At 73.2% G+C, this 12,970-nt stretch carries 7 protein-coding genes; 3 read left to right on the top strand and 4 right to left on the bottom strand.

The annotated features are described in order from the left end of the window. Positions 1–189: 189 nt before the first annotated feature. Positions 190–1,617 carry a HEAT repeat domain-containing protein gene (locus tag ACZ37P_RS32960; RefSeq protein ID WP_391050105.1) on the bottom strand — a complete coding sequence of 476 codons (1,428 nt, stop codon included), beginning with the start codon at positions 1,615–1,617 and terminating at the stop codon, positions 190–192. Positions 1,618–2,002: 385 nt separating this feature from the next. On the opposite strand from ACZ37P_RS32960, the gene ACZ37P_RS32965 reads away from it, so the two are divergent. Further along, positions 2,003–3,472 carry a PP2C family protein-serine/threonine phosphatase gene (locus ACZ37P_RS32965; RefSeq protein ID WP_391050107.1) on the top strand — a complete coding sequence of 490 codons (1,470 nt, stop codon included), beginning with the start codon at positions 2,003–2,005 and terminating at the stop codon, positions 3,470–3,472. A gap of 213 nt (positions 3,473–3,685) precedes the next feature. On the opposite strand, the gene ACZ37P_RS32970 is transcribed toward ACZ37P_RS32965, so the two are convergent. Continuing rightward, positions 3,686–5,167, bottom strand: a complete 1,482-nt coding sequence (locus ACZ37P_RS32970; RefSeq protein WP_467350052.1) for a DNA-binding protein NsdB — start codon at positions 5,165–5,167, stop codon at positions 3,686–3,688. A 226-nt stretch (positions 5,168–5,393) separates the two neighbouring features. On the opposite strand from ACZ37P_RS32970, the gene ACZ37P_RS32975 reads away from it, so the two are divergent. Beyond that, complete coding sequence (locus tag ACZ37P_RS32975) at positions 5,394–6,482, top strand: aminoglycoside phosphotransferase family protein (protein ID WP_355344012.1); 1,089 nt, start codon at positions 5,394–5,396, stop codon at positions 6,480–6,482. Positions 6,483–6,784: 302 nt separating this feature from the next. Beyond that, complete coding sequence (locus ACZ37P_RS32980) at positions 6,785–8,728, top strand: N-acetylmuramoyl-L-alanine amidase (protein ID WP_467350054.1); 1,944 nt, start codon at positions 6,785–6,787, stop codon at positions 8,726–8,728. Positions 8,729–8,956: 228 nt separating this feature from the next. On the opposite strand, the gene ACZ37P_RS32985 is transcribed toward ACZ37P_RS32980, so the two are convergent. After that, a complete protein-coding gene (locus ACZ37P_RS32985; protein WP_355344009.1) occupies positions 8,957–9,457 on the bottom strand; it encodes a hypothetical protein in 501 nt (166 codons plus the stop codon). Between the two features lie 128 nt (positions 9,458–9,585). Next, complete coding sequence (locus tag ACZ37P_RS32990; protein WP_467350056.1) at positions 9,586–12,528, bottom strand: ATP-binding protein; 2,943 nt, start codon at positions 12,526–12,528, stop codon at positions 9,586–9,588. Positions 12,529–12,970: the final 442 nt, after the last annotated feature.

Here is a 12,970-nt window from a genome sequence, read left to right on the forward strand (position 1 = left end):
CGTGGTTGTCGCCGCATTGAGCGTTGTCAGGGCCACGTGGATCTTTCCCGAAGTGGAACGCCCCATGAGCGTTAGGGCCCGCCCCGCGGATCATGGGCGGTCCGGGTGCCGAAGGGGCCGTTCGTGATCCGCCGGACACGCCCTGAGACCCGCGCCGGGTTCTCCGTGGTCCGCCCGCGGGTCGGCCGCCTACCTGGACGTACCGCCGGAACTGAGCCGGCCGCGGACGGCGGTCTGTACTTCGGCCTCTTCCGCGGGGTCCGCGGCCAGTCTGCGCAGCTGTGCCAGGACCCTCACGTCACCGGACGTCGCGCGGTGCGCGGCCAGCTCGCGGGTGCTCTCCTCGCAGTCCCACAGGCACTCGACGGCGAAACCGGCGGCGAAACCGGGGTCGGTGACGGCGAGCGCGACGGCGGCGGTGCCGCGGAGCTGGGAGGACGACGTCTCCCGGTAGATGTGCCGCAGGACGGGTGCGGCCAGGCAGGCGGAGAGCCGGCCGACTCCCTCGACGAGCGCGTCGAGCCCTTCGGCGTCCGCGCCGCCGGTCTGTACGGTCCTGCGCAGCGCGCCCAGCACGTGCTCGGCGTCCTGCGGTCCGCCGTGGCGGGCGAGCAGCCGGGCGGCGGCGGAGCCGAGCGGGTCGGTGCGGGCGGCCCAGACGCGGGCGCGGGCCATCGCCTCGTCGTCCCTGAGCCGTTCCAGGGATTCGAGGGCGGCGCGTACGACAAGGTCGTCGGTGGAGACCGCGGCCGTCTCGATCAGGTCCAGGCGCCGGGGGTCGCAGCGGTCGGTGAGGTGGCGCAGCGCGGCGGCGCGGGCGGCTGAGGGGCCGTGCAGGGCCGCTTCCAGCAGTTCCGCGTGGTCCTCGGGGCCCGCGACGGCGGCCAGGCAGCGGGCGGCGGGCTGGTCGCGTTCGAGGCGGGGGTGGCGGGTCAGTCCCTGCTGCGCCCATTCGAGGACGGCGGTGACGCTCCAGCCGGGGGTCGGGCCCGCGGAGCGCATCTGGCGCTGCCAGCGGTCGAACGAGACCTGTTCCGCGGCCTTGGCCACGCGGGTCGCGGTGGCCGGTTGCGAGGCGTCTTCGGCCCAGAGCTGCCACGGGCGGGGTTCGTAGGCCTCGCGGACGGCGCGGGCCAGTTCCGCGTCGCCTTCGGGGGTGTGCGGGAAGCGGGCGACGACGGCGGGGCCCAGCGCGCGCAGTCCCGCCTCGTCGTCGCGGACCGCCAGCTCGTCGAGCGCCCATTCCCAGCAGCCGCCGGTGGCCGCGTACCGCCGCAGCAGGTGCAGCGCGTCGCGGCGGCCGTATCCGGCGAGGTGGCCGAGGACGGACAGGGCGAGGCCGCAGCGGTGCTCGTCCGGGGCGACCAGGTCGTCCGGGTGGAAGAGGTGGTGTTCGATCCCGTCGAGCGGGCTCTCCAGGTCCGAGTAGAGGCGCGCGTAATACAAGGAGCGCGACTCGACCCGCCAGTCGAGCCGGGGATCGCGCAGCACGCACTGCTCCAAAGCGGCGAGGGCTTCCGTCCGCGGCGCCGCCAGGGCATGCAGGGGCCCGTCTCCGCGTCCTCGCTGGAGGAGGCCGAGAAGGGATCCACTGGGCGCTATGTCTGGGTCGAACATGAGGTCAGCATCCGGTGCGGGGGGTTCCATGGCAACGGGATTTCCGCTACCGGTGCCCGGCATCCTTACCGGCCGTCGTCGGTTTCATGCCGGACGGGAACGGGGGATTCCGTGGGGACGGGCGGCGGAAGCCTACCGACTCGGGGTGCGCCGTGTCGCTTCCGGGCGGCGGGCGGGTGTCGAACGGGTGGCGCGGGAACGGCCGGTGGGGTGGCGCGGAGGGTGGCGTTATGCCGCTGGGCTGGTGGCATATGCCAGAAGCACCACCGTATCGGGTATCGCGGAAACCCTTACGGCCGATCGCTCCCTGTGCAACAGTCGTTACCGGTCCTTCCGTCCGCGACGGCCGTTCAGCGCCTGCCAGCAGACACGTTCGGAGTGTGTCATGCCGTTCCCCACGCACGCGGAGCACAACTCCGCGCAGCCACCGGATCCCGGTGCGGTGGACGCCCTGATCTCTCAGGCGCGTCGCCTCAGGACCCAGGTGGATTCGGTGCTGCGCGAGAGCGCCGCCGCCGCCGAGGACCCCCAGTTGCGCTGGCAGCGCGCCCTGTGCGATCTGGCCGTGCACCAGCTCGACGACGTGGACACCCACCTCGGCCAGCTCAGGGACGGCCTGGACACCGGGTATCCGGGCGGCGACCCGCTGACCGCCGACCTGCTGGTGGACCTGCCGTCGCAGACGTCCCTGCCGCCGGGGCCCGACGCGGTCAGCGCGCTGGGCCGGGCGGGCAGCGCGGAGTGGGACCTGCTCACCGATGACGCGCAGTGGTCGGACGAGCTGTACCGGATCTTCGGCCGGGAGTCCGCCGACGGTCCGCTGACCCTGGACGAGCTGCCCTCGTGGCTGTTCTCCGAGGACCAGCAGATCCTCACCGAGATGGTGACCGGCTGCCTGGTCGACGGCCGTCCGATCGACGGCGAATTCCGTATCGTGCGCGCGGACGGGTCCGTGCGTACGGTGCACATGGTCGGCGAGCCGGTACTCGGCGCCGACGGGGACACCGTGTCCATGTGGGCGGTGTTGCGGGACGTCAGCGACCTGCGGCGCAGCCAGCGCACGCTCCGGGAGACCCGTGACTCCCTCCAGCGGCAGCGGCAGATCGCGCAGACCGAGCGTCGGCTGGCGGTTGAGCTGCAGGAGGCCGTGCTGCCGCCCTGGCGCGGCACCCTGCGGTTCCCGCAGGACGGGGGGCCCACCACGATGGACCTGGCAGCGCATTATCTGCCGTCCGGCACCAGCGCCCTCATCGGCGGCGACTGGTACGACGCGATGCAGTTGCCCGACGGGTCCTCCTTACTCACGGTCGGCGACCTCACCGGACACGGGGTGGCCGCCACCTCCGGCATGGCGATGCTGCTGGGCGCGCTGCGCGGCATGGCCGTCGCGGGCCTCCAGCCCGGCCCCCTGATGGGCTGGCTCAACGAACTGCTCGACACCTCGGCGCAGCCCGCGCTCGGCAGCGCCCTGTGCTGCCGGTACGAGCCGTCGACCCGGCTGCTGCGCTGGGCCCAGGCGGGCCACCCCGCCCCGCTGCTGTTCCGCGACGGAGCGGGGCGGGTGCTCGAATCCCCCGAGGGCGTCCTGCTCGGAGCGACCTCCGGTGCCCTGTACGGGCAGGCCGACGAGCAACTGGCCGCCGGTGATCTGCTGGTGCTGCACACCGACGGCCTCGTGCCGCGCCGTTCCGCGCTGGACACCGACACCGAGAGCGGCTCGGGACGACTCCTGGCGATGGCACCGCTGTTCGCCCGCGCCCGGACCGCACAGGACTGCGTGCGGATCGTCGCCGAGGAGTTCGGCACCCCAGAGCGCGAGGACGACGCCTGTGTGCTGATCGCCAGGATCGCCTGAGCCTTCTTTCCTGCTTCCTTTCCCGTGGACACGTTCCGCGGACAGGTCGCGCGCACGAATTCCGTACAGCATTCCGTACGGGCATTCCGCGCGTGCGCTCCGCGGGTGAATCGCGGTCTTCTTTTTCGAGACCCTCGAGAGCCCGGCAGGGATCTCATCCGTGCTGTCGTACGAGCTGTCCGACCCGTTCGGCGGCAGGCCGGCCGGCCGCTGTTACACGGAGCGGGTCTTCCCGGTGGTTCCCTTCCCCTTGGATTTCGGCAGTGCCGTCTCGATCTCGGTGCGCAGATCCTGGATCTTGGTGTAGCCGGAATACCGGCCGGTGAGCCGGTACATCTCGCGCAGCCGGTCCCAGGTGCGGTGCGAGGAGGTCTCCCCGATGGTGAGCAGCGCCATCCGGGCGTAGCGGTCGGCCTCCTCCGGGTCGTCGGCGATGAAGCAGGCCGACGCCAGCGACAGATAGTCGAAGATCATCGACCGCTCGTGGCCGCCGCCCCGCAGCACCAGCGCCTTCTTGGCGTGGAGTTGCGCCTCGGCCGCGGCCGACGGGTCGTGGTCGGCCAGGGTGCGGAAGGCGAGCGCCTGCATCCCGTGCAGGTCGGCCTCGTCGAAATTCTGCATCCAACTGGGCGCGGGTACATCGCCCTTGTCGGACACGAACAGGTCCTCGGCCTCGCCGAGGGTCCGCCGCATCGCCTGGCCACGGCCCATGGACGCCTGCGCCCACGCCTCGATGGTGCGCAGCATGGCGCGGGTGCGCGGCAGCGCGGACTCGCCGGAACCGGACTTGGCGAGCTTCATCAGGTCCAGCGCGTCGTCCGGCCGCCCCAGGTGCACCATCTGGCGGGCGGCCCTGGACAGCGCCTCGCCGGCCCTGGGCCGGTCGCCGCCCTCCCGCGCGGCGTGTGCGGCGATCACGAAGTACTTCTGGGCGGTGGGTTCCAGGCCCACGTCGTGCGACATCCAGCCCGCCAGCACCGCGAGGTTGGCGGCCACGCCCCACAACCGGCGCTGGAGATGCGCGGGGTGGGCGTAGGAGAGCATGCCGCCCACCTCGTTGAGCTGGCCGACCACGGCCTTGCGCTGGAGGCCGCCGCCGCGTGAGGCGTCCCAGGCGCGGAACACCTCGACCGAGCGTTCCAGCGACTCGATCTCCTGGGAGCCGACCGGTACCGCCTCGTACTGGTCGTAGGCGGCGGGGTCGGCGTCGAGCGGATCGTCGAGGACTGGCGCGTCGGCCGCGAGGGCCGGGTCGGTGTGCAGCCAGTCGTGCATGGCGGTGCTGAGTACGGAACCGGTGGCGAGCGCGGCGCCCGCGCCCACCAGACCGCGTCGGTTGAGCATGAGGTCCATTCCCGTGAATTCGGTGAGGACCGCGGCGGTTCGTTCCGGCGGCCACGGGAGGCCGTCTCCGGTCTGTCTTCTTCCCGTCTTCCGGCGCCGGTCGAACCCGAGATCCTCGATGGTCACGACACGGCCGAGACGCTCGGTGAACAGCGCGGCCAACACCTTCGGCACGGGATCGCGCGGCGACTCACCGGTCTCGATCCAACGGCGTACGCGCGATGTGTCGGTCGACAACTGCGGATGGCCCATGGCCGCCGCCTGCCGGTTGACCAACCGTGCGAGTTCGCCCTTGGACCATCCGGTGAGGCCGAACAGGTCCGCGAGTCGGGTGTTGGCTTCATTGGCCACGTCAAGCCCCCAGGTTCCTCGGCTGAATTGACACTATTCCCCCTGACAATGGCCTCGCGACTATTCGCCAGGGTTCGCCAGGGTCCGCTACGTGGTGTGCCACCCGCGGCCGGGTGTCAGGTAGGAACGCGCCACCCCGGTCCGTCTCCGCATTCCCCAGGGTGCGGTACCGGACCGGCCGTGGCGCCCCTGAACCGTTGGCACACGAAGGGATCTGCTTCTCCTCATGTATTCGGCATCGTCCTCCGTGTCCGCACCGCCCCGGCCGTCGTACCCCGCCGTCGCGGAATCCGCCCTCCGCCCCCGCCAGGCCACCGCCGTACGGCGCGTCGGCCGGCCCGCGGGCAGCTCCCATCCGCTCAGCGGGAGACTCGACTTGACCGGCCCACAGGGCGCCCAGTTGCGCACCGCCGTCGCCGCCGTGCAGCGCATCTGCCCCGAGTTCGCCCCGGTCCAGCTCCTGCGCCGCGGCGGCCGTACCGCGCTGCTGATCGGCACCTCGGGGCGCGCTCCGGCCGTCGCGAAGTGTCTGCTCGACCAGTCCCCCGCCTGGGCGGAGCGTTTCCGCCAGGAGATAGCGGCCTACCGCACGTTCGTCCGGCACCGGCCGCCGGTCCGGGTGCCGCGGCTGATCGCCGCGGACCCCGAGAGCTGTGTGCTGGTGATGGAGCGGATGCCCGGACGGGTGGTGTCGCCGCAGCGGCACCCGGTGCAGCCGCCGACCAAGGGCGATGTGCGGGCGGCGCTCTCGGCGTACTCGCGCGTCAACATGTGGCGCCCGCCCGCCGGTTCCTTCGACGCGCCGATCGACTATCCCGTCCGTATCAACCGCTACCACGAGTTGGGGCTGCTGACCGACCGGGACATGGGCGACCTCCAGCAGCTTCTGCACGGACTGGCCCATGTGCAGGGGCAGTTCTGCCATGGCGACGCGCAGTTGTCGAATGTGCTGCTGTCGCCCGCGGGTCCCTCGCTGGTCGACTGGGAGCACTCGGGCTGGTATCTGCCGGGGTACGACCTGGCGGTGCTGTGGTCGGTGCTCGGCGACGACCCGGCGGCGCGGCGGCAGATCAGCCAGCAGGCGCAGGCGCAGGGTCCGGCGGCGCGGGACTCCTTCCTGGTCAATCTGATGCTGGTGCTGACCCGGGAGATCCGCACCTACGAGACGGCCGTCCAGCGCACGATGCGGGCCGTGGGACCCGTGGCGCCCGGCGCGGCCGAGGCGGGCGAGGAGCAGCGGCTGCTGCTGCGCCGCCTGCACGACGACTGCGGCATGGCCCGCAGGGCGGTGCGCGCCGCGGTCGGCACCCGGTAGGAGCGGACCGGACGGGTACACCGTGACCGCGGCCGGCCACGAGTTCCGCGCGCCGTCCCGCGCGCCCCACTGGTCCACACCACTGACGAGGAGCAGGCCAGCACGCCGCAGCGGGGAAACTTCCGAAATACGCCGCTGACGTGCGAAGACGGCCTCGTGTCCGGATGCCTGACGGATGGTTGACGGATGTTCCGGCAGCCGATACCTCTGTGGTGCCGATCGTTCGGCATCTCTTGGAGGAGGCTGCTTTGCGAGGATCCGCTCCCCCGTCCGAAAGACGCCGTGGACGGCGCGCGCTGCGTATGGCCACGGCCGCCGCGGCTGCCGCCGCTCTGCTCCCGGTGTTCGGTGTCGCCCACGCGGCCGAGCCCGGCCCGAGTGCCGCGGGCTCGCTGCAACAGGCGTTCACGGACGCCGCCAAGGCGTACCACGTGCCGCAGAGCGTGCTGCTGGGCGTGTCGTATCTGGAGTCCCGCTGGGACGGCCACCAGGGCATGCCGAGTGTGACCGGCGGCTACGGGCCGATGCATCTGACCGACACCCGTACCGCCCTCGCGGACTTCCCGAGCAAGGGCATGGGGGACGGCGCGGACGACGGGCGCGGGGACGACACCCGGCCGATGATCAGTACGGCGACCGCGCAGGCGCCCGATCTGGCCGCGCTGCCCGCCTCGTACACCACGCTGGACCGCGCGGCGACGCTGACCGGGCTGTCGGCCGGTGCGCTGCGCGAGGACGCGGCGACGAATGTGGCGGGCGGCGCGGCGCTGCTCGCCGACACCCAGAAGTCGCTGGGCGAGCCGCTGAGTTCGAATCCCGCGGACTGGTACGCGGCGGTCGCCCGCTACTCCGGCGCCGACGACACGGCGACGGCCGCGGCCTTCGCCGACGACGTCTTCGACGTCCTGAAGCAGGGGCAGACACGGACCACCGACGCCGGGCAGCGGGTCACTCTGGCCGCGGCTCCCGCGGTGAGGCCCGCGGCGGGCCAGGCCGCCAGGATCGGCCTGAAGCAGGTCAACGCGGCGGGGACGGAGTGCCCGAGCGGCCTGGGCTGCGAGTGGATCCCGGCGCCGTACGAGGACACCGGCGGCGGGGACTACGGCAACTACGACAAGGCCGACCGGCCGAACACCGAGAAGATCGACACGATCGTCATCCACGACACCGAGGGCTACTGGGACACCGCCCTCCAGCTCGTCCAGGACCCGACGTATCTGGCCTGGCACTACACCGTGCGCTCCTCCGACGGGCACATCGCCCAGCACCTGAACACCAAGGACGTCGGCTGGCACGCGGGCAACTGGTACACCAACTCCAAGTCCGTCGGCATCGAGCACGAGGGTTTCCTGACCGATCCGGGCACCTGGTACACGGAGTCGATGTACCGCACGTCCGCGCGGCTGGTGAAGTACCTGGCGGCGAAGTACCACATCCCGCTGGACCGGCAGCACATCCTCGGGCACGACAATGTGCCGGGCCCGACCGCCTCGTACATCTCGGGAATGCACACCGACCCGGGACCGTACTGGGACTGGGGTCACTACATGGCGCTGATGGGCGCCCCCCTGCGCGCGACCGCCGGCGCCTGGGGCGGCGTGGTCACCATCGCCCCCGACTACGACACCAACCAGCCGGTCTACACCGGCTGTGTGACGGCCGCGGCGGTCTGTCCCGCGCACGGCTCCGACGCGGTCCGGCTGTACACGGCGCCGAGCGAGGACGCGCCGCTGGTCAAGGACATCGGGCTGCACGGCGCGACCGGCGCGAGCACCACGGGCGTCAACGACGTGGGCGCGCGGGCCTCCGCGGGCCAGCAGTTCGCGGTGGCCGAGCGGCAGGGCGACTGGACGGCGGTGTGGTACCTCGGCCAGAAGGCGTGGTTCCACAACCCGGCGTCGCGGCCGACGGCCGTCAACTCGATCGGCCTGGTGATCACCCCGAAGAAGGGGCTGGCGAGCATCCCGGTCTACGGCCGCGCGTACCCGGAGGCGGCGGCGTATCCGGCGGACGTGCCGGTGCAGGGCATCTTCCCGATGCCGTACGCGATCCCGGCCGGACAGCGGTACGTGGTCGGCAATGTGGTGCCGGGCGAGTACTTCTACTCGACCTCCTTCGACACCAGCAACCAGAAGGTGGTGCGCGGGAAGCAGCTCTACTACGAGATCCAGCTCGGCCACCGGGTGGAGTACGTGATGGCCTCCGACGTGACCTTGCTGCCGTCGGTGCTGGGCGCTCCGCGCTGAGTCCGCCGGGCCCGCGGCGGCGGGCCCGAGAGTAGCGGGGCGAAGGGCGGCACCGGGATTCCGGTGCCGCCCTTCGCCGTGTCCTGTCGCGCCCGTGTCGCGAAGCGTGCGCGTGCCGAAGCGTGCGTGTCCCGAAGCGTGCGTGTGCCGAAGCGTGCGTGTCCTGGGCGTCCTGTCGCGTCCGCGTCCTGAGCGTCCGCCCCGCGGAAGGTGTGTGTCCGCCGGGTCTCAGCCCGCCTGGAACATCTCCGCGGGCAGCGGCTTCAGAAGCTGGTACAGATCGTCGGTGATCGGCCGGTCCCAGGTGGCGATGGTGACCTGGACGCCGTCGCTGCGGTCGAACTGGGCGCAGGCGACCCGCGACTCGGAGATCTTGATCCGGCGCACGATCAGCAGGCTGTCGCCGTGCATCACGGGGGTGTCCTCGATCCCGGTGACCTCGGCCGGTTCGTCGTTGCCGAGCGCCGCGAGGAGCTGGGCCACCTCGAAGGGCACCTGGCCGTCGTCCAGCTCGCGGGCGGGCGAGCCGACCGGGAGGTTGCCGATCAGCATCGCGGGGCCGCGTCCGCCGAACAGGTCGTAGCGCAGATAGATGCCCTGGCAACTGCCGTCGGGGCCGGGCAGCAGCCCGGCGCCGAGGTCACCGGGCCAGTCCCCCGGGTCCATCGCGAGGACGTCGAAGTCCGGCCCGGTGGGCGTGGCTGCGCTACGGCGGCGGAGGAAGGACATGCCGCCATCGTACGGGTAGCGACCGCCGCCGGGGACCGGGCCCGCGCCCCTTCCGTGCCCTGGTCGCGTGCCGCCCCGGCCGGTGCGATCCCGTACGGCGGCCCACCCCCGGACAGCTCCCCCGGCCGTCAGCGGCCGTAGGCGTCGTCGTCCGGCGGCGCAGGCGCCGCGGGGATTTTGCGCAGGGCTTCCGGCAGCCCGGTGGGGTCGGTGCCGAGCTTGCGGTAGACGGCGTTCAGGGTGCGGACGACGTCGCGCTCGCCGGCGCCGAGGGCGGCGGCGATCCGGCGGTGGTCCTCGCCCTGTGCGGCGCGCAGGGCGGCGGCGTGCTCGCGGGCGGTGAGGGCGTCGGAGTCGGCCGAGTGCGGGTGCCGCGGGCGCAGCCCGGCCAGCTCCAGCTCCTGGCCGGCCCGGTCGGCCAGGCCGTCCGCGCCGCACGTCCGGGCGGTGTCGAGTCCGCGGTGGAGCTGTTCCGCGGCCCGCTCTGGCTGTCCCGCCCGGCGCAGCGCGGCGCCGTGGGCGACGAGCGAGCAGGCGAGCTGGTGCGCGGAGGGCGACTCCTCCAGCCGGTCGACGGACTCCTCCAGCAGTTTCAGCCCGTCCGGGCCGCCGGTGACCTCGGCGGCGACCCGCAGCGCGTGGCCGACGGCGGAGGCGGCGCCGAATTGGCGGGCGCGGGCGACGGCGTCCAGCGCGGTCGCCCTGGCCCGCTCGGGGGTGTCGTGCGCCTCGGCGAGCGCGAGGTGCAGTTGCCAGGGGCTCCAGGCGGGGTTGCGCATCCCCCGCGGGTCGAGCCTGCCGCCGACGCCGGTCAGTTCGGCGACGGCTTCTTTGTACCGCCCCTGGGCGAGCAGCAGTTCGCCGTGCACGGCCTGGGCGTCGGGGAAGGTGACGGCCGCGGGGAACGGCTCCCGGAAGTCGTACGCGGCGGCGAGCGCGACGGCTTCCTCGGTCCGGCCGCGGGCCAGCAGGATCTCGATGAGGACGGCCACCGAGTACCACTGGACGGGGGTGCCGCGGCCGACCCGCTCGGCCAGCCGCAGCCCGTCGCGGGCGAAGTCCTCGGCCTCCGCGAGCCGCCCGCGGCGGTAGCGCAGGTAGCCGAGCAGCAGATAGCCGAAGGACAGGTGGGCGCCGCGCCAGCCGTGCCGCTCGAAGCCCGCGATGCCGGTGGTGAACAGCTCCTCGGCGCGGCCCGGCTGGTCGGCGTACATGTAGGTCATGGCGACCAGGACGGGGACCTCGAAGCCCCACCCCTCGTTGGCCCAGGGCAGGCCGCCGTCCAGGGCGCGGCCCGCGTGGTGCAGGACGGTGGTCGTGGGCTCGCCGCGCAAGGTGGCGTCCCAGGCGCGCAGGCCGATGATGTACCGCTCGGTGAGGTCGCGGCCGGTGAGCCGGTCGGCGAGCCTGGCCAGCCGCCGGGAGCGGCTGGGCGAGTCGGGTTCGTCGGCGCGGAAGGCGTCCCACATGAACTGTTCCGCTTGCATCCGCAGCCTGGTGCGGGCACCGGTGGCGGTACGGGCGGCGTGCGCGACGACGTCGGCGGCCTCGCCGAGCCGGTCGCTGTGGGCGAGGGACTGGGAGAGCCGGAAGACGATGCCGTCGCGCAGTTCGGGGTCGGTGATCGGCTCTTCGAGCGCGGCCCGCAGGTGGTTGACGGTGACCGAGGGCTCCAGGAGCTGGGAGGCGGAGCCCAGTTCGTAGAGCACGGCGGCCCGGTCCTCGGGCGGCGGGGGTTCGCGCAGGGCGCGGCCCAGGTACGCGCGGGCCGCCTCGGGGGCGCCCGCGCGCAGCGTCTCCCGTGCGGCGGCGCGCAGTTGGGCGACCACCCAGGGGTCGCCCTCGGGGTGGGTCTCCAGCAGATGGCGGGCCGCGGCGGCCGGGCCGAGGCCCTCGTCGACCACCGACCAGGCGGCCTGACCGTGCAGGGCGACGCGTACGGCGTCCGGGATCGCCCGGTAGACGGCGGTGGCGATCAGCGGGTGGACGAACTCCAGGGTGCCGCTGCCGGTGACGATACGGGCGTCGCGCAGCCGGTCGGCGCAGTCGGCGGCCTCCTCGCGGCCGAGTCCCGCGACGGTGGCGGCCAGCGTCGGGGAGATCTCCGTGCCGAGGACGGCGGCGGCCCAGGCGAGGCGGACGGTGGAGGGGCCCAGGCGTTCGAGCCGCGCGATCAGACCGCTGCCCTTGGCCGCGGCGGCCAGGTCGCGCAGCAGGTGGGCGCTGGACTCGTCGGGGCGCAGCCCCCGGTCGCGGACCTTCTCGGCCAACTCGACGGCTTCGAAGGGGTTTCCGGCGGTGACCGCCCAGCACTCGCGGCAGAACGCCTCGTCGGCGTGCGCTCCGACCGACTCCCTGATCAGGTGGCGGATGGCGGTCGCGGTGAGCGGTTCGAGGCCGATCGGGCGGTGTCCCGCCCGGCCGGGCAGGCCGCGGAACGACTCGGCGCCCGGCGGGAGTTCGTCCGGCCGGTAGGCGACGACGATGAGCAGCGCCAGTTCGTCGGCGCGCGGCGCGAAGGCGGCGAGCCAGTTGAGCGACTGCGGGTCGGCCCAGTGCGCGTCGTCCAACACCAGCACGACGGGCGCGCGTTGGACGGCGATGTGGGTGAGGACCCAGTCCAGGCCGTCGCGCAGACCCTGCGGGTCGGGGGCGGCGCCTTCCGCCGTGCACAGTCCGAGGGCCGGGCCGACGATGCCGTACCAACTGCCGAGCCTGGCGCGGATTTCCGTCTCCGGGGCTCCGACGAGCTGGGGTTGCAGCAGTTGCCGCGCGACGTGGAAGGCGACCTGCTGCTCCTGGTCGCCGCCGCGCGCGGACAGTACGGTGCAGCCGCGTTCCGCGGCCCTGCGGCGTACTTCGGTGAGCAGTGTGGTCTTGCCGAGGCCGGCGGACGCGGCGAAGGCGATGAGCCCGCCGTGCCGTTCGGCGGGGCGCGCGGCGGTGCCCGCGTCCGTACCGGCGTCGTCGGCACCTAAGCCGGTGAGATCGCTCAACGCCTCGTCCACGGCGACGAGTTCGGCGTCTCGTTCGAGCAGCGCGCGCCGGTTGCGCGAGTGGCGCTGCGACATGGTCAACCCCCCTGCCTGCCGGTGGTGTGCGCCCGGCGCACGACATGCGGGGACGTGCAGGACGGACAGCCGACCGGTGGCCTCACAGCGTACGCCGTCGGCTCCGCTGTGTAAGGGGGACGGCCGTGCCGGTTCGCCACTGGCAGGGGACGTGACCGGCACGGCGGGAGCGGCGGCGACCTGGGAGATCTTCCCGCCGCCCAGCACGGGCGAGACTGCCACGCGAGACGGTCGTCCCACCAGGCACCGCAGTCCCCGCACCGCACTGGAGCACCCGTGCGCCCCATGTGCGCCCCCCTTACCCGCCGTAACGCGCCGTCTCGTCCGCGGGTCCTGCCGTACGCCCCTCGTGCGCGCGTCAGCCCCCGCGGGATGTCGGCGCCTCTCGCTCATCGGCTCGCCGCGCACCTCAATCCGACGCGGGCCCCAACTCGTCCCGCGC

The sequence above is a fragment of the Streptomyces sp. NPDC024632 genome (assembly GCF_055559175.1).